Here is a 16,009-nt window from a genome sequence, read left to right as displayed (position 1 = left end):
CCTCAGGCGTCGAGGAGTTCGAGGAATTCCTCGACGCGCCTGAACGGGTCCTGATCACGGCGACCGGCGTAGACGACGCGGTCGCCGTCGCGTTGTAGCGATCGGCCTTCCGACTTTCCCCTGGATTTCCGCAGCCGCCCCGGCAGGAACGTCGCGGCGACGGCCTCCGGCCCGACATCGAGCCTGACGATGCCGCGCCGCTTGCAATCGATCCGGAGCCTGGCGGATGCGAAGAAGTCGCGGGCCTCCGGCGGCAGCCTGCCGAACCGGCGCGAGATCTCCTCTTCCAGATCTTCCAGATCGTCGTCGCTTCGGCACCTGGCAGCGCGGCCATAGATCTCGAGCCGGACCGCCTCCGATTGCACGTAGCCTTCAGGCAGCATGTCGGCCAACGGCATATTGAGATCGGGCACCCACAGATCGGCGCCGGTATCGCTGTCACGCTCGGACGCCCGCTTCAGCAGGTGACTGTAGAGCACCGGTCCGAACACCTGGACGTGGCCGGACTGCTGTTCCGAGAACAGATCGCCGGCGCCCCTGAGGTCGAGGTCGCGCTCGCTGATCGCAAAGCCGGCACCCGGCTTGCTGAACTCCTCCAGCACGGCCAGCCGCTTCTCGGACTGCTCCGAGGTCGATTCCGTCAGAAGATGAGCAAACGCGCGCGTGCCGCCGCGTCCCACCCGCCCTCTGAGCTGATGCAGCTGCGCAAGTCCGAATTTTTCGGGCCAGCACACCACGATGGTGTTCGCGCGCGGAATATCCAGACCGCTTTCCACGATATTGGTCGCCAGCAGCACATCCGCTTCGCCATCGACGAAACTCATCATGCGGTCGTCGATCTCGTCCACGGGCAATCTGCCGTGAAGACAGACGATGCGCAGCTCCGGTGCCACCGATTGCACACGGGCCAACATCGGCTCCAGATCCTGGATGCGCGGGCAGATCAGGAAGCTCTGACCGTGCCGCCTGCGCTCGCGAAGCAGCGCCGCGGCGATGGCAGCGTCGGACAGCGGCGCGATCCTGGTCACGATGGGAAGGCGATGAACCGGCGGCGAGGCAATCACGCTGAGATCCCTGAAGCCGGCAAGTCCCGCCGCGAGCGTGCGCGGAATCGGCGTGGCGCTCATCCACAGCGAATGGGCGCCCTTGGCGAGGCCTGAAAGCTTCGCCTTCTCCGCCGCGCCGAAATGCTGCTCTTCGTCGATGATGACGAGGCCGAGGTCAGCGAACTTCACGTCCTTTGCCGCAAGCGCCTGCGTGCCGACCACGACTTTCAGCGTGCCGCGCCGCAGCCCCTCCTTGGTCTCTCGCGTCTCCGGGCCTGAACTGGCCCGCGACAGACTTCCCACCTCGATCCCGAGGGGGCCGAACCGTTTGCGGAAGGTTTCGACATGCTGCCGCGACAGCACCGTGGTCGGCGCCGCGATCGCCACCTGCTTGCCCGACAGCGCCACTGCGGCCGCCGCCCGCAGCGCGACCTCGGTCTTGCCGAAGCCGACGTCACCGCAGATCACCCTGTCCATAGGATGGCCCGCCGCAAGATCGTCGAGGACGTCTTGAATCGCCTGGCCCTGGTCCACTGTCGTGAAATAGGGGAACCGCGCGACGAATTTTTCGTAAACCGGCCCCGGCGGCACCAGTTTGGGTGCACGACGGCGGAGGCGCTGGCTGATGTGTTTGGCGAGTGCCTTGGCGGCGACCTGGATTTCGGCTTCCGCCTCGGTGCGCCGCGCCCACCAGCTGCTGCCGTCCGCCTTGTCCAGCGTCAGCTTGCCGGGTTCGCCGGCATAGGGCCAGATCACGGCAAGATCGGACGGCGGTACGAGCACGGCATTGTCCCCCGCGAATTTAAGCCTGATCATCTCGCGTCGCGATCCCTTGCCCATGTCGAGGGTCTGTAAGCCATCGAGCACGGCTAGCCCGCGTTGCAGATGGACGATGGCGGCGCCCTTTTCGGGCACATCAGGATGATCGAACGCCGGGTTCCAGGCTCGCGCCATCGGCTGGGGATGATGGGCCCGGCTGCCGAGCACGTCGGACGCGGTCACGACAACAAGCGGCTTGCGGCCGGCGCCAATGAACCCCGCGTCGAAATCGGCCAGCAGCGCGCCTTCGCGGCTCCGTGCCTTCGCCACCTCGCTCCAATCGGCCAGGCGCTCCGCCTTGATGCCGCTCATGCGCTCCATCGCGCGAAGGTCATCCTCGACGGCGGCGACGAGCAGCAGCCGCGATCCGCCGCGCTGCATGTCGTCGACGAAGGCGCGAAGCGCCTTGCGCGGCGATGCCAGCTTCGAGAACTCCGGCGTCGAGATGAAGGCGGCCTTGCGCGGCAGCACGCTGATGCGCCTCTTCAGCTGCTTCCAGTCCGCCTGCCCCAGATACTCGCGCTCCGCATCCCTGCGGCCGGCGGCGTCCTCGATCGTGCCCAGCCAGCTCTCGGCGTGTGTCGACAAACCCGCATCCGCGATCCATCGCGCGCGGCTGCAATAATCAGGCAGCGTCGCCCGCTGTCCGCGCGTAGCCCCCAGCGCGATCCGCTCGGACATGGGATCGATGATCAATTCGGCGGTCTCGTAGACGACCTCGTGCTCGATCGGATCGACCGCGACGATCTTGCGGATCGTGTCTCCGGAATGCTCGATCCGGAAGGGAGCGAGCGCGCCGGCGGGAAACACTTCGAACGTCTTGCCGTGGAACAGGACGCCGCCCGGATACTCCGCCTCTTCGTCGAGGTCGTAGCCGAGCGCTTCCAGCCGCGTCTCCAGATCGGGCCCGGAATAGGGCGCGCCCACCTTCAGCGTGAGGCTGGACCGCGACCAGCTCGCCGGCAGCGGCAGCCGTTCCATGATGGCTTCCGCGGTCGACACCAGGAAGACGGGCTTCTTTGCCTTGGCGAGACGCCGCAGCACCGAGCTGCGCCGGCCCGCGATCTCGCGGGATGGCTCAAGGCCGTCGAAGGGCAGCGTGTTCAGGCGCGGAAACACCAGCACATCGACCGCGGGATCGAGGGCGTGGATCACACCGCCCAGTCGCTCCGCCCTGCTCTCGTCGTCGCAGAGGAAGACGAGGCCGTCGCGGCCGGACTTCTCCCACTGCTCGAGCAGATGCAGCGCCAGCATGCCGAGCGGCGATGAGGAGGCGACCGCGGAGCGCGAGGCGCTCTTGTCCGCGCGCTTGCTTGTCGAGCTGGTACTTTTCGAACTCTTGCTTTTCGCGCTCTTGCTCTTCGAGCCTTTGCTTGTTGAGCTCTTGCTTTTTGTCTTTATCGCGCCGGTCGTGGCCCGGGCTTTCCTGGTGGGCGCCAATGTGTATCCAACTTTGTTTCGCAAATAGAGGCGAGCGACGACGAGCCCTCCCGTCGAGCTCCGTCGATAACGCGCCTCGGGCCTGAGCGCCAATGACGTCATTACAATTTTGCAATTGCGTTGAAAAGCAGAGACAGAGGGCGAAGGCAAGCGGCCTTAACGGGCAGAAGGCTAACCGGCAGGCGGCTATTGCAGGACCTTCGGCAGCACCACGACCACGTCCACGCTCTGCGCGAGGATGTGCGTTGCGACCACAGCGAGCTGGTGCGAGAACTCGTCCTCGATCTCGGCCGCGCAGTCTTCGTCGCTGGCAATGGCAAACAGCAGATTGCCGTCGATTTCGTCGAACCGGATACCGGCGAACAGGCGATCGAAAATCTCGGCGCCCGCGATGTACGCGATTCGCGCCTGAATGGCCTGGTCTTCGACGAGCGACAACTTCCTCATGGACGCAACATATGGCCGCACCACCCGAATGCAAGAGCAGGAGAGCGCTGGCGCGGCGTGCCTTGCGAACTATATTGGTGGCATCGTCCTGCCTGACCGCCGTTTGCCCTTGAGGAAATCCTTGATTCTGTTCCTGCTGCTGATCTTCCTGCCGATCGCCGTGTCGGCCGGCCGCTATTATTTGCGCGGCGACAGCCGCGGCAATTGGCAGACGGCGGATCGCTCCAGCGCCGGCCTGCTGCCGCCCGCGTCCGCCAATCCGGACGCACTGATCCGCGTATTCGCCGCGCGCACCGTACGCTGGCGCAGTATTTTTGCCGTCCACACCTGGATCGTCGTCAAGGAGAAGGGCGCCGCGACCTACAGCCGATACGACTACACGGCCTGGGGCGACCCTGTTCGCAGCAACGGCTTTGCGCCCGACGGCCGCTGGTTCGGCGCCCTCCCGGAAACGGTCGTCGCGGTCGACGGCACGCGGGCCGAAGAGCTGATTCCGAAGATCCGTGCCGTCATCGAGAATTACAAGTTCCGCGCCTATGGCGACTACAGCGCCTGGCCGGGACCGAATTCCAACACCTTCGTGCAGGCGGCACTGGACGCCGTTCCCGAGCTGCGCGCGGTGCTGCCGCCGACCGCCATCGGCAAGGACTTTCCCTACAGCGGACGCTGGGCCGGCATCACGGCGTCCGGCACCGGGCTCTACGCCTCGCTGTCGGGCTATCTCGGCATGACCGTCGGCTGGGTCGAAGGGGTCGAGATCAATTTTCTCGGCGCGGTGCTCGGCCTCGACATCCGCCGCCCCGCGCTGAAGCTTCCAGGCATAGGCCGCCTGGGCGTCGCGGCCGGCGCGTAGGACGATGACGGAGCAGGTCCATCAAAGTCGCTGCCCTCCCAAGCTTCCCGACATCGTCCTTCATATGTGTGCTTCAGGTCACAGCAGAATCGAGCGCCTTGGCCTAGAATGAACTTGCATGGCCGCAAACAAGGTAACGGCGGTACGCACGAGGCTGGCGACCAACAGCTACGGACTTTTGAAACCGCCCGGGGAAGTACTCGGCGGTTTTTTCTTTGTGTATCGTTTCGTCCTATCGCTTCGCTTTCTATCGTTTGTCTGAGGGATCCGAGAGCCTCCGCTGATCGCGCTCTTCTTCGATCTGCCGTTCCGCTTCGACCCAGAACTCCACGTCCCGATCGGCCGGACGACCGGCCTGCTCCCAGAGCTCGTACGCACGCGCTCGCACCTTGCCGCGCCGCATCATGCGAAGGAGCTTTTGCTTCAGCTCCTCGGCGAACGTCCTGAATCGCTGGACAGTGGTTTCGTCTTTGACAAGGGCTGCCGCTCGCGTTGCGAGTTCGATCTGGTGCTCTATCTTTTGCCGCTCGTCCACCGCAAACCCCGCCGTAGCCACGGGCCTGCGTCGCAGCCCGTGCTGCTCACAACCTCAATTCCTGCTGGAAGACTCTGTTCCGCCTTCAATGCCACGTCGTGTCCGCTTCGACGATCACCGCCCTTGTTTCGGGATCTTCCGTCGCGTTGCAGGTGCAGGGCATGCCCTCACCACACCGGCAGCCACCCAATTCCTCGCTCCAGGCCCGGAGCGGATGGTTTTCGCAGACCCATCCCAGACCGTGGCAGAATGGGCAGCTCTTGTCGGTCACAGCGTATCCGGCGTCCGCATGGGGTTCGACTTGTCCTCGTTGCGCAACTCCTGCTCGGCCGCGTGCCAGAACTCTTGCTCGCGGCCTTCCGGCTTGCCCGCCTGTTCCCACAAGCGGTGCGCGCGTTCTCTGATGTCGTGATCGGTCGGCTCCGGCATTGCATCTCCTGCGAAGAGACACGGCCCCACCCTGGGGGGTATGGGGGCTTGGAGGCGGGGCCGTGCAGGCCAGCAAATCGGCGGCGACGCTGGCCCGCTGAGTCAAGCCTCGATGGTGCGCAAGAGTTCCTAGCTCGGCGCAGCGAACGACCGGCTTTCAGTTGCCTTCTTCCTGAGCTGAAGCGCCCGCGGCATGCATTGCCGCGCACCATCCGAATACCATCGCAGGTCCGATCATCGTGCCCGGGCCCGGATAGGTGCCTCGAAAGATCGAGGATGAATCGGTACCGACGGCGTAGAGTCCGGGTATGGCCGTCCCACGGCTCGACAAGACCCGGGCGGTTGAATCCGTGCACAAGCCGGCGCTGCTAGCGAGATCCGTCGGCCATACTGCGACGGCATAGTAAGGCCCGGGACCGATCCGGCGCAGGCACGGGTTTGGCATGGTCCGGGGATCGCCATTGAACCGGTTCAACTCGCTTGAACCGCGGCCGAACTCTTCGTCCACACCGCTCTCGGCATAGCGATTGTATCGCTCGATCGTTTGAGCAAGCTCGCCGCCATCGACGTCGATGTTTTCGGCCAGTGCTTCGATCGTTTCGCCTGCCAGCAAATATTTAGCCTTCAAAAATTTATCCAAATCCCTCGTCCCGGGATGAACGAGACCAATGCCATAGTCGCTGACAAAGGCGCGATCGCAAATCAGGAAAGCCGGCGTAGCCAATACGGAAGACGAGTCCGATCGCAACATCGCTTCCACGAAGTCGTGATAGGAGTCGGCTTCATTGACGAAACGGCGGCCGGACTTGTTCACCGCAAGCAGTCCCGGCTTGGCACGATCCAGCATAATGTGCGGGAATACCGAGACGTGGCCGTCCGCTTGCGTCATGACCGAGCTCGGCATCCACAAGGCGGGGCTGTCGAAATCGCGCTCGATCACCGCGTCGACGCGTTCGGCCGCGAGCAGGCCGTCCCCGGTATTGCACGAAGGCGCGAGTGAAAATCGGTGCGCGGCCTCGGGGAAAAACCTTTCGCGGAGTTCGCGGCTCCAGCCGATGCCTCCCGTTGCCAGCACCACGCCTTTGCGGGCACGTATTGCCAATGCTCCTGAGGACGATGACAAAACGGCCCCGACGACTGCGTCGCCGCTACGGATGAGCTCAGTGAGCTTGGTCTCATATCGCAGATCCACGCCGGAACGACGGAGACTGTCAAACAGCCTCGCGACGAGAGCGTTGCCCATGATCAGACGTGTTCCGCGGTTGTAGCGAAGTCGATCGAGCAAATGCCGACCGAGAAGGCCAACGACATGCCTGAAGTTCGTCCAGTTGCGGAATGGCGCCAGCAACGCCGGAATGTCCGCCTTCCCGACCATCATGCCGCCGAGGACCATGAACTCTCGCCGCGGGGGCCTAATGCGCTCGAAGTCCTTGCCAAGCTTGCGTCCGTCGAACGGAACGGCGCCGAGAGCACGACCACCGATCGCTGCCCCAGGAAGATTCTTGTAGTCGGGATGTACCGGTGGCGCCGCAAACCGTACGCTCGTCCTCTGCCCGAGATAATCAAGCATGAGAGGACCCACCTTGAGAAATGCATCCACGCGCGGGTCCGCGGCGTGTTCGCCGAGCAATGCTTCAAGATAGACCCGCGCCGCCTCGGTGGAGTCTGACATCCCTGCAAGCAGTCCCTGCCGATTGCCCGGAATCCAGATGGTGCCGGCGGAGGTCGCAGTCGTACCGCCGACCGTGTCCGACTTCTCGCAAAGGATCACGTCGAGCCCCTCAAGGGCAGCCACCAGCGATGTCGTCATGCCGGCGGCACCCGCCCCGACGACCAGGAGATCGGTCTCGACGTCCCAGGAGCGATCGGCTTGCGGCATCCCGAACTACCCTTCCGTCCCGAATTCTCACCTCTGGCTGCGCGCCCGCTCCACGACGGCTTTGCCCGCCGCCAACGCCCGGCGTGCTCGCGACGCGGCGTCGACGCTCTTTGCCAGTTGAACGGTCGGAACCTCGATGCTGATGGTCAGGTCATGCGGCATCGCGCTTGCAAGCCCCATCAAGTCTATTCCGCCCTCGCCCGGAAACATCCGCTCCTCGCGAGCGGCATGGATGAGCTGCTCAGTGGTCGATGGGCGTTCGGCGGGGCCATCGCATAATTGCCAATAGTGAAAGCGTTGCGCCGGGATGGCGCGGAGGTCCGCAAGCGAGCTCTGCGACCGATCGAAATGCAGCGCATCGACCAGAATGCCGGCTCCGGGACGATCGACGTCGCCGACGATCCGGATCGCGGTCTTCAGGTCTGGAACGCTCGTCCAGGGCATGAATTCGAGGTCGGAGGTGAGGCCGTAGCTTGCTGCCGCCTCACAAAATTGCTGGTAGCGATCCGAAAACCGCGCCAGATCCGGATCATAGGCCGCGACGAGGATGTGTTTGGCGCCGAGGCGCGCACCTACCTCGAAGAAGGGCGTAAACGAGGCCATCTCGGTTTCCGGTCTGAACGCAACGACCTCGAGATCGGCGACAGTCACCCCCGTCAACTCCAATCGCCGGAGCGTCTCCCGCAGGAGCGGCGCATCGTCCATCAGGCGATAGGCAACACCGCCAGGCGTGGCAGGCAACAGCCTGAGCCCGACTTTTTCGTAGCCGCAATGCGCCGCCAATTCGATCATCTCGGGCGGCGCAAGCTCGAGCACGGTCAACGCGGCGAGCGAGAACGTCATCAGCCGAAATCCGCGATACGGGCGTCGAGCGCAAACATGCTTTGATAAACTTCCGGCTCGCTCGCCCCGGCCATGGCGTCGGGCGCAAGCTCGCTCGCCCGCTGCAAGGCAGCCCGCAACGACGCGACGTCGAGCGCCTCGATCAGCAACAGCCCGGCGAAAAAGCCCTCGTTCTTCCGCATGTCCTTCTCGGTCGTCCGCACCGACGTCCGCGCCTCGTCGGTCGCGCCGATCTGCACGGCGGCAACCCCGTCGCACCCAACAAGCGCCTGAGCCAGACCCCGAGGATCTTTCGGCAATGTCTCGATCCGGAGCGCCACGACCGAGGCGCCCTCGCCTCGCCCTCCCCGCGCGATCATGACGCCGCCGCCGCGCATGAAATTGCCGAGCTTCGGCATGATGCGCTGTGACCACGGCGTCGGTGCGTTGAGGCGCGCCAGATAGGCCTCGCCGTCGAGGACCTCCGGCGTCTCCAGCTCATACAGAATGAAGAAGCGGTTGATGTCGTCCCTTGCCACGCGGAAGACACGCGATGCCAGGAAGCCCCTCGTCGTCACGCGCTCGGTCGTGTGCTCACGCGTCAGCCAGTGCCGGTAGTCGGTCAGGTCGTGAGCCTCGACGTCGCTCCAGATGGCCAGAAATCCCGTGCCGCGCATCCCGCCCTCCATGCCTACGCCTTGCCGCCGGCCGCAAGCCCGTGCAGAGCCGGTGCAATGGTCTCAGGCAATTGCCCCAGCCGTTGGACGGCCGCGAGCATCGCGGCGAGATAGCCATACGAACCCAGTCCGCAAATGACCGCCGTGCAGGCGCTCGACGTGATCGAGTGGCGGTGCAGCTCATCCCGCGCGTGAATGTTGGAGATATGCACCTCGATCTTCACACCCTCGAAAATCTTCAGCGCATCGATCAGCGCGATCGAGGTGAATGAATAGGCCGCGGGGTTCATGATGAGGGCGTCCGCGTTGCCCTGAGCGGACTGGATCAGGGTGACGAGTTCGCCCTCCATGTTCGATTGATGGAACGACATCGAAACTCCGAGCTGATCAGCCAGCGCCTGGCAGCTCGCCTCGATCTCCCTAAGCGTCGTCGAGCCGTAGATGTGGGGCTCGCGGATGCCGAGGAAATTGAGATTGGGTCCGTTGAGGATCATGATCCTTGCGGCCATTTTCGTTCTTCCTTCGTTTGCTGCCGACGCATCTAGCCGGCAAACCATTTGGCCGGGATCGTCACCAGTCCCGGGAATAGCACCATCGCGAACAGGACGATCAATTGTGCAATCAAGAAGGGCCAGACGCCCTTGACGATGTCCTCCATGCTGATCCTGGAGACACCGCAAACCACATTGAGCACGATGCCGACCGGCGGCGTGATCAGGCCGATCGCATTGTTGATGATGAAGAGGACGCCGAAATAAACGGGATCGATTCCCGCCGCCTTGACGATCGGCATCAGGATCGGCGTGAGGATGAGGATGGTCGGTGTCATGTCGAGGGCCGTTCCCACAATCACCACCACGACCATGATCGCCAGCATCAGGAGCGTGTTGTTGCCCATGAAAGGCTTCAGCAGGGCGACGATCTGTGTCGAAATCTCGGACACGGTGATCAGCCAGGACGACACCAGCGCCGCTGCCACGAGAAACATCACGATGCTCGTCGTCAGGGCCGAGGAGACGAAGACCTGATAAAGCTGCGACAGCTTCAATTCCCGATAGATGCAGGTCGCGACGAACAGCGAATAGACGGCGACGACCACTGCGGCTTCCGTGGGCGTGAAGATGCCGAAGCGCAGGCCGACGACGATGATCACCGGCAGCATCAGCGCCCAGAAGCCGTCGACCACTGCTTTCACCATTTCCGAGAGCGATGCTCTTGGCGGGGGCGTCAGGTTCTCCCGGCGCACCACCCACCACCAGGCCAGGCAGAGCCCTGCCCCGAGCAACATCCCCGGGACGATCCCGGCCAGAAACAGTTTTGAGATCGACACGCCCGCGGCGACACCGAAGATGACGAATCCGATGCTGGGCGGAATCACGGGCGCGATGATGCCGCCGGCCGCCACCAGGCCCGCCGCATAGGACTTCTTGTGGCCCGCCGCCACCATCATCGGCACCAGCAGGGCGGCGAGCGCCGCGGCATCGGCCGCCGCAGAGCCCGAGAGCGACGCGAGGATGCAGGACGCGAGGATCGTGACGTAACCGAGTCCGCCCCGAAAGTGTCCGACGGCGACGAGCGCAACGTTGACGATTCGCTTGGCCAGACCGCCCTTGTTCATGACCTCGCCGGCCAGCATGAAGAAGGGAATGGCCATCAGCGGAAAGCTGTCCGCGCCGTTGATGACGTTCTGCGCCACGATCTGGGCGTCGAACATGTCGATCGTGCTCATCAAGGCCACGCCGCAGACGATCAGCGCAAAGGCGATCGGCATGCCCAGCGCCATGGCGCCGAGCAGCGAGAAGGTGAAGACGGCAATCGTCATGGCGTGATCCCGGTGATTTTCAGGATGTGAGCGCCGGGCGGCACGATACGGGGAGACAGCATCAGTGCTCCTCCGATTCCCTGACGGCAACCATGTCGGCTTCGCTGGCCTGTCCGGAGATGACACGGAACAGGTCGTAGAGAAGGATCACTCCGGCCGAAACGCCGAAGATCACGCCGACGCCATAGAAGATGCCAAGCGACAGGCCGGTCGCCGGCGCGCGGTCGTCGATATTGATGATCGTCTGCCGCCAACTTCCCGAGAGCAGAAGCCAATCGGCGAACAGCATCAGGCAGTAATTGATGATGAAGCAGAAGCGCTTGCCGACGGCCGGCAGCATCCGCACGATGGCGTCGACTCCCAGATGGGCGTGCTCACGCATTGCCACGACCGCACCGAGGAAAGTCAGCCAGACCAGGAGCCAGCGTGACAGCTCCTCGGAAATCGCGATACCGGAGTTGAAGCCGTAGCGCAGAACTACGTTGCCGAACACCAGCACCACCATCACCGCAAGAAATGCGGCGATGGTGCCCTTCAGCAGGGTGCAATAGAGGTCGAGCAATCGTGCCATACGGGCCGTCCAGGCAAAGTCAATTCGAGAGCCGGCCGACCGGTCGGCTCCGCCTCTTGCATACTGACGAGATCGACTACTTCACGTCCTTGCGGATGCGCTCGAGTTCGTCGTTGAACAGCTTGACCGCCTCCGGCTTGAGATTGGCGGCAATCTTGTCGACCACCGGCTGCGCCGTCTTGCGCATCCGATCGAGCTCTTCCGGCGCGACGGTGTTGTACTGCATGCCCTTCGCCTGCAGTTCCGACAGGGCCTTTTCGGTCTGAAGGCGCGTCTGCTCCTTCTGATAGCCTCGGCTTTCCTCGTACGCCTCGCGCATCAGGCGCTGCTCGGTCGGAGAAAGCTTGTCCCAGAAGGCCTTGCTCACCAGGATGATGTTCAGTGTGAAGGTGTGATTGGTGGCGGAAACGTATTTTTGCACTTCGTAGAACTTGTTGGAGAGAATGACCGTGAAGGGGTTCTCCTCGCCATCGACGGTGCGCGTCTCCAGCGCCGAATAAAGTTCGCCGAAGGCCATCGGAACGGGATTGGCCTTGAAGGATCCGAAGGTCTCGAGGTAGACCGGATTCGGAATGACGCGAAGCTTGAGGCCGTTGAAATCCTCGACCTTGGTGATCGGCCGCGTGCTGTTGGTGACGTTGCGGAAGCCGAGGCCCCAATATCCCAGACCGATCAGCCCCTTCGACGGCAACGTATCAAGCATTGACGTGCCGAATTTGCCGGTCCCGAGCGCGTCGGCCTGCTCGATGGTCTTCACGATGAATGGAAAGTCGATGAGGCCGAACTCCGGCACTACGGTTGCGAGCGACGTCGTCGAGGCCGACAGCATTTCCTGGGTACCGCCGCGCAGTGCCGATTGCTGCTGCAGCTCGTTGCCGAGCTGCGAGGCCGCGAACTCACGGACCTTCATCTTGCCCCCGCTCTTCGCCAGCAGGATCTCCGCAAATTTCTGCACCCCCGCGCTGACGGGGTGATCGGTGTTGTTCAGGTGTCCCCACCTGATCGTCCGCTCCTGAATCTCCTGAGCGGATGCACCGACCGTCAGCGCCACGCAGATCGCCGTCGCAGACAGCGCCCGTACCAACAAGCTCATCGTTTCCTCCCTGTTCGGACGGGCACGAACGACGGCTTAAGCCATTATTTTTCGTACCCTCAGCCTATTTAGACACCACACATATATTTCCATGTCAAATGATGATACCTATTTCATATGATGATTTGCAGTACGTCATACACCGAAAATCTGCTATAGTGCTGGCAACATTGATGGTTCGGCCGCCCTCCGAAGTGGCCGGCGATCGGGACAGGCGGGATCAGAAGGCATGACGTCACTCGAGGAACGGCCCCTGTCGGCAGGCGACAGCGGCTATCAGCGCATCCGGGCCGACATCATTTTCGGAGTGCTCACGCCATCCGGACGCCTCAAGCTCGATGCCATGAAGGAAGATTACGGCCTCAGCGTCAGCACACTGCGCGAGATCCTCAATCGTCTGACGTCCGAGGGATTCGTGGTTGCCGAGGGCCAGCGGGGCTTCGAGGTGGCGCCGATATCCATCCAGAACCTGCGTGAGCTCGCTGGTCTCCGCATCCTGCTGGAGCATCATGCAATGGCCGAGTCGTTCCGCGCCGGCGACGTGGAGTGGGAAGGCCGCGTGGTGTCGGCGCATCACAAGCTGGCGGCGACCGAACGCACCGTGCTGAGCGAAGGCGACGATCCCGAGCTGCGCAAACGCTATGACGGCGAATTCCACCAGGCGCTGATCTCGAGTTGCGGTTCGCGCGAGCTGATGCAGACGCACGCGGTCGTGTTCGACAAATATTTCCGCTATGCGCTGCGCTACCGCGGCGCGGAGACGATCAATCAGCACAAGGCGCTGCTGGACTGCGCCCTCAAGCGCGACATCAAAAGCGCCAAGGCCGTGCTCACCGAGCACATCAACGGCTGCGTCGCGCACGCCCTCGCCTCCTGGAACGAGGGCTGATCGCCAGCGCTCGTGGCTGCAATCGGATAGCGGAATGACTCCCCACATGGTCCCCGCGCATCGCGTCGAAACGGCGGTCGCCGCAGGCGATACCCTCGGCGAGACGCCATTGTGGTGCGATCGATCCCGCAAGCTGTGGTGGGTCGACATCGACCGGCGGCTGCATCAATCGTTCGATCCGGCAACAGGCGCGCATCAGGTTGTTCCGTACGCATGCAACTTCCTCGGCAGCCAGGCTCTGACGGCGGATGGCTCCCACCTGCTCGCGCAGGATCTGGGCCTTTATCGCCGCGCGTCCGGTGACGGTGCTCCAGGTCAGCTCTGCGAAATCGAAAGCGGCCTCGACAACCGCCTGAACGACGGACGCGTCGACGCCCGGGGCCGGCTATGGATCGGCACCATGGACAACCAGCTGCATCGGCCGAACGGGGCGCTGTATCGCGTGGACGCCGACGGCCGGACGCGTATGTTCGGCGATGTCGTCGTGACGAACGGCATCGCGTTCTCACCTGACAATCGCACACTCTATTTCACGGATACGAGGCGTTACCGCACCTGGCAGTTCGACTTCGATCTCGATGACGGCGCGATCCGCAACAGACGGTTGTTCGCGGATTACAGCGCCTCCGGTGAGCGGCCCGACGGCGCGTGTATCGACGTTGCCGGCGGACTGTGGACCGCCTTCTTCTCCGGCGGCCGGGTGATACGCTATCGGCCGGACGGCCGGATCGACACCGTCATTCCAGTGCCCGCGACCAATCCGACCTGCGTGTGCTTCGGCGGAACCGATCTGAAGACACTGTTCGTGACGACGGCCAGAAAATTTCTGGATCGCGAGCAATTGAGCCGCGAACCCCGAGCGGGTCATGTTCTGGCCATTGATGGCATCGCACAGGGACTTCCAGAGCACCGCTTCGGCAATTCATTCTGAACCCTTTTCAGTCTGAACCCTTGCACGGGCCATCGTGAACCGGCTTCGCTACCATTTCTCGCCGAAGGGACGAATCTCCAGCTCGAAGGTCCAGGCACTCTTGGGTTGCTGATAGAGCATCCAATAGGATTCGGCGACCGACGATGGCGGCATCAAGAGGTCGGGATTATCCAGCGCGTTCGGACCAAGCGCCTCGATCCGCCGTTGCCGGACCCATTCGGTGTCGACGCCGGAATCGATGATCAGATGCGCCACGTGAATGTTCTTCGGGCCCAATTCACGCGCCGCGGCTTGCGCGACCGCCCGCAGGCCGAACTTGGCGCTGGCAAAGGCCGCATAGCCGCTGCCGCCGCGCAAGCTCGCCGTCGCACCGGTGAAGAAGATGTTGCCCTGGCCACGGGGCAGCATCAGGCGCGCGGCCTCGCGGCCGGCGAGGAAGCCGGAATAGCAAGCCATTTCCCAGACCTTGCGGAACACCCGTTCGGTCGTGTCCAGAAGCGGAAAGTTGACGTTGGCGCCGACGTTGAAGATGCAAACCTCGAGCGGGGCGTGCTTGTCGGCATCGCCGAGAAACGAGATGATCTGGTCTTCCTTGCGCGCATCGAGCGCGCGCGCGTGAATTTCGCCGCCGGCCTGCTCGATCTCCTTGACGAGTGGTTCGAGCTTGGCGCCGTCGCGGCGCCCCGCGAACACCGTAAAGCCCTCGGAGGCGAACTTCTTTGCAATCTCGCTGCCGATAAAATCACCGGCGCCGATCACGGCCACGGTCGCATTTCTCTTTTGCAAGGGTCTTCTCCCGGTCAGGTCTGAATCCGGTCATCGGACCATCATCCAAGCCGCAGACTATTTCTACAGTTCTAAAACAGAACTGTCAATCTTGGTCGATTTACTGCTGAATTCGGTATCATAGAAACATTGTCTCGCAGTAAGTGCCGATTTAGAATGGTCCTCGGACCAAAGGATTCCTGGACGATTTGCGCAGAAGCCGCGGGCAGAGTGGAGATCTGGAATGAAATGGGGTGAGCTGGAGGACGAGCCGTGTTCGATGGCCCGAACCATCGGCGTGATCGGCGACCGCTGGACCCTTCTGATCCTGCGTGAATGCTTCCTGCGCACACGCCGTTTCGAGGGGTTTCAGTCTTCGCTCGGAATCACGCGTCACCTGCTCGCCGAACGGCTGAAGAAGCTGGTCCGGCAGGGCGTGCTGCGTCGTATTCCCTATCAGGACTCGCCCAAGCGGCACGAATACATCCTCACCCAAAAGGGGCTCGATCTCCATCCGATCATGATGGCGATCGTGCACTGGGGCGACACTCATATGGTCGACGCGCGCGGACGACCTTTGCTGCATCAACACCGCAAATGCGGCAAGGACTTCGATCCGGTCATGGTTTGCTCCGAATGTGGCGAACCGCTTTCGGCCAAGGAGGTTCATACCCACCCCGGTCCCGGTGCTCGAGGCACCCCGGTATCGGCGGCGCCGGAGAAGAAGGCAAAGCGAGAGACAAAGTCAAAGACCCAGCGCAGCGCCGCGTGAGATGGCGGCGTGGCGCGAGCAACGTTCGACATATCCCGGGCTGATCTTTCAACAGCGGACATGAGCTCTCGTTCTCGCGGCGCAATTCGCCCGAGTTTTGCTTCGTCACTCCACCCTCTTATCCAAGAGGGCGCAGGGAAGGGGGGGGGGGGGGGGGGCCCCCCCCCCGCCCCCCCGCGGGGGGGGGGGGGTTTGGCGGGGGGGCCCCCGCGCCCAGTT

17 protein-coding genes are annotated in these 16,009 nt (G+C 63.2%); 5 read left to right on the top strand and 12 right to left on the bottom strand.

What is annotated here, in order from left to right; translation table 11 throughout:
* Positions 1-2 precede the first annotated feature (2 nt).
* A complete protein-coding gene (locus ABIB66_RS25190) occupies positions 3-3,119 on the bottom strand; it encodes a DEAD/DEAH box helicase (RefSeq protein ID WP_354256012.1) in 3,117 nt (1,038 codons plus the stop codon).
* On the opposite strand from ABIB66_RS25190, the gene ABIB66_RS25185 reads away from it, so the two are divergent.
* Positions 3,118-3,333 carry a hypothetical protein gene (locus ABIB66_RS25185; protein ID WP_354204933.1) on the top strand — a complete coding sequence of 72 codons (216 nt, stop codon included), beginning with the start codon at positions 3,118-3,120 and terminating at the stop codon, positions 3,331-3,333. The genes ABIB66_RS25190 and ABIB66_RS25185 overlap by 2 nt on opposite strands.
* A 158-nt stretch (positions 3,334-3,491) precedes the next feature.
* Here ABIB66_RS25185 and ABIB66_RS25180 read toward each other — a convergent pair whose 3' ends face one another.
* Positions 3,492-3,752: a hypothetical protein gene (locus tag ABIB66_RS25180; RefSeq protein WP_007595982.1), complete on the bottom strand. Its 261-nt coding sequence runs from the start codon at positions 3,750-3,752 to the stop codon at positions 3,492-3,494.
* A gap of 121 nt (positions 3,753-3,873) precedes the next feature.
* Here ABIB66_RS25180 and ABIB66_RS25175 point away from each other — a divergent pair, with 121 nt between their 5' ends.
* Positions 3,874-4,605 (top strand): DUF3750 domain-containing protein, encoded by a 732-nt coding sequence (locus tag ABIB66_RS25175; protein ID WP_354204931.1) that lies wholly within the window; start codon positions 3,874-3,876, stop codon positions 4,603-4,605.
* A gap of 247 nt (positions 4,606-4,852) precedes the next feature.
* Here the strand turns inward: ABIB66_RS25175 and ABIB66_RS25170 are convergent, their stop codons facing one another.
* From ABIB66_RS25170 to ABIB66_RS25130, 9 genes are all read right to left on the bottom strand, one after another.
* Complete coding sequence (locus ABIB66_RS25170) at positions 4,853-5,140, bottom strand: DUF2934 domain-containing protein (RefSeq protein ID WP_354060063.1); 288 nt, start codon at positions 5,138-5,140, stop codon at positions 4,853-4,855.
* 267 nt (positions 5,141-5,407) lie between these two features.
* Positions 5,408-5,569 (bottom strand): DUF2934 domain-containing protein, encoded by a 162-nt coding sequence (locus tag ABIB66_RS25165; protein ID WP_354060061.1) that lies wholly within the window; start codon positions 5,567-5,569, stop codon positions 5,408-5,410.
* A 157-nt stretch (positions 5,570-5,726) separates the two neighbouring features.
* Positions 5,727-7,448, bottom strand: a complete 1,722-nt coding sequence (locus ABIB66_RS25160) for an FAD-dependent oxidoreductase (RefSeq protein ID WP_354204929.1) — start codon at positions 7,446-7,448, stop codon at positions 5,727-5,729.
* 27 nt (positions 7,449-7,475) lie between these two features.
* Positions 7,476-8,291, bottom strand: a complete 816-nt coding sequence (locus tag ABIB66_RS25155) for a sugar phosphate isomerase/epimerase family protein (RefSeq protein ID WP_275169417.1) — start codon at positions 8,289-8,291, stop codon at positions 7,476-7,478.
* On the bottom strand, positions 8,291-8,947 hold the full coding sequence (locus ABIB66_RS25150) for a hypothetical protein (RefSeq protein ID WP_354204926.1): 657 nt from the start codon (positions 8,945-8,947) through the stop codon (positions 8,291-8,293). The genes ABIB66_RS25155 and ABIB66_RS25150 overlap by 1 nt, the downstream gene beginning before the upstream one ends.
* Before the next feature lie 14 nt (positions 8,948-8,961).
* Entirely contained in the window at positions 8,962-9,456 is a 495-nt protein-coding gene (locus ABIB66_RS25145; RefSeq protein WP_275169419.1) for a type II 3-dehydroquinate dehydratase, read from the bottom strand.
* 32 nt (positions 9,457-9,488) lie between these two features.
* Positions 9,489-10,769, bottom strand: a complete 1,281-nt coding sequence (locus tag ABIB66_RS25140) for a TRAP transporter large permease subunit (protein WP_275169420.1) — start codon at positions 10,767-10,769, stop codon at positions 9,489-9,491.
* A 61-nt stretch (positions 10,770-10,830) separates the two neighbouring features.
* Positions 10,831-11,340 carry a TRAP transporter small permease gene (locus ABIB66_RS25135; RefSeq protein WP_354060052.1) on the bottom strand — a complete coding sequence of 170 codons (510 nt, stop codon included), beginning with the start codon at positions 11,338-11,340 and terminating at the stop codon, positions 10,831-10,833.
* Between the two features lie 76 nt (positions 11,341-11,416).
* Positions 11,417-12,433: a TRAP transporter substrate-binding protein gene (locus tag ABIB66_RS25130; RefSeq protein ID WP_275169422.1), complete on the bottom strand. Its 1,017-nt coding sequence runs from the start codon at positions 12,431-12,433 to the stop codon at positions 11,417-11,419.
* Positions 12,434-12,662: 229 nt separating this feature from the next.
* Between ABIB66_RS25130 and ABIB66_RS25125 the strand changes: the two genes are divergently transcribed.
* Together ABIB66_RS25125 and ABIB66_RS25120 are read left to right on the top strand one after the other, a co-directional pair.
* A complete protein-coding gene (locus ABIB66_RS25125; RefSeq protein ID WP_275169423.1) occupies positions 12,663-13,322 on the top strand; it encodes a GntR family transcriptional regulator in 660 nt (219 codons plus the stop codon).
* A gap of 34 nt (positions 13,323-13,356) precedes the next feature.
* Complete coding sequence (locus ABIB66_RS25120; RefSeq protein WP_354204921.1) at positions 13,357-14,253, top strand: SMP-30/gluconolactonase/LRE family protein; 897 nt, start codon at positions 13,357-13,359, stop codon at positions 14,251-14,253.
* A 48-nt stretch (positions 14,254-14,301) separates the two neighbouring features.
* Here the strand turns inward: ABIB66_RS25120 and ABIB66_RS25115 are convergent, their stop codons facing one another.
* A complete protein-coding gene (locus tag ABIB66_RS25115) occupies positions 14,302-15,039 on the bottom strand; it encodes an SDR family oxidoreductase (protein ID WP_007614048.1) in 738 nt (245 codons plus the stop codon).
* 223 nt (positions 15,040-15,262) lie between these two features.
* On the opposite strand from ABIB66_RS25115, the gene ABIB66_RS25110 reads away from it, so the two are divergent.
* Positions 15,263-15,790 (top strand): winged helix-turn-helix transcriptional regulator, encoded by a 528-nt coding sequence (locus tag ABIB66_RS25110; protein ID WP_275169693.1) that lies wholly within the window; start codon positions 15,263-15,265, stop codon positions 15,788-15,790.
* Positions 15,791-16,009 lie beyond the last annotated feature (219 nt).

The sequence above is a fragment of the Bradyrhizobium sp. F1.13.3 genome (genome assembly GCF_040548265.1).
GTDB lineage: Bacteria > Pseudomonadota > Alphaproteobacteria > Rhizobiales > Xanthobacteraceae > Bradyrhizobium.
This window is presented reverse-complemented; position numbering and strand designations above follow the sequence as displayed.

What these genes read in the sequence shown, in the direction of transcription:
- ABIB66_RS25125 (WP_275169423.1), top strand. Translation starts at nt 12,663, where the DNA reads ATGACGTCACTCGAGGAACGGCCCCTGTCGGCAGGCGACAGCGGCTAT.
- ABIB66_RS25185 (WP_354204933.1), top strand. Translation starts at nt 3,118, where the DNA reads ATGCCGAGCGGCGATGAGGAGGCGACCGCGGAGCGCGAGGCGCTCTTG.
- ABIB66_RS25135 (WP_354060052.1), bottom strand. Translation starts at nt 11,340, where the DNA reads ATGGCACGATTGCTCGACCTCTATTGCACCCTGCTGAAGGGCACCATC.
- ABIB66_RS25165 (WP_354060061.1), bottom strand. Translation starts at nt 5,569, where the DNA reads ATGCCGGAGCCGACCGATCACGACATCAGAGAACGCGCGCACCGCTTG.
- ABIB66_RS25110 (WP_275169693.1), top strand. Translation starts at nt 15,263, where the DNA reads ATGAAATGGGGTGAGCTGGAGGACGAGCCGTGTTCGATGGCCCGAACC.
- ABIB66_RS25160 (WP_354204929.1), bottom strand. Translation starts at nt 7,448, where the DNA reads ATGCCGCAAGCCGATCGCTCCTGGGACGTCGAGACCGATCTCCTGGTC.
- ABIB66_RS25155 (WP_275169417.1), bottom strand. Translation starts at nt 8,291, where the DNA reads ATGACGTTCTCGCTCGCCGCGTTGACCGTGCTCGAGCTTGCGCCGCCC.
- ABIB66_RS25190 (WP_354256012.1), bottom strand. Translation starts at nt 3,119, where the DNA reads ATGCTGGCGCTGCATCTGCTCGAGCAGTGGGAGAAGTCCGGCCGCGAC.
- ABIB66_RS25130 (WP_275169422.1), bottom strand. Translation starts at nt 12,433, where the DNA reads ATGAGCTTGTTGGTACGGGCGCTGTCTGCGACGGCGATCTGCGTGGCG.
- ABIB66_RS25150 (WP_354204926.1), bottom strand. Translation starts at nt 8,947, where the DNA reads ATGCGCGGCACGGGATTTCTGGCCATCTGGAGCGACGTCGAGGCTCAC.
- ABIB66_RS25140 (WP_275169420.1), bottom strand. Translation starts at nt 10,769, where the DNA reads ATGACGATTGCCGTCTTCACCTTCTCGCTGCTCGGCGCCATGGCGCTG.
- ABIB66_RS25180 (WP_007595982.1), bottom strand. Translation starts at nt 3,752, where the DNA reads ATGAGGAAGTTGTCGCTCGTCGAAGACCAGGCCATTCAGGCGCGAATC.
- ABIB66_RS25145 (WP_275169419.1), bottom strand. Translation starts at nt 9,456, where the DNA reads ATGGCCGCAAGGATCATGATCCTCAACGGACCCAATCTCAATTTCCTC.
- ABIB66_RS25120 (WP_354204921.1), top strand. Translation starts at nt 13,357, where the DNA reads ATGACTCCCCACATGGTCCCCGCGCATCGCGTCGAAACGGCGGTCGCC.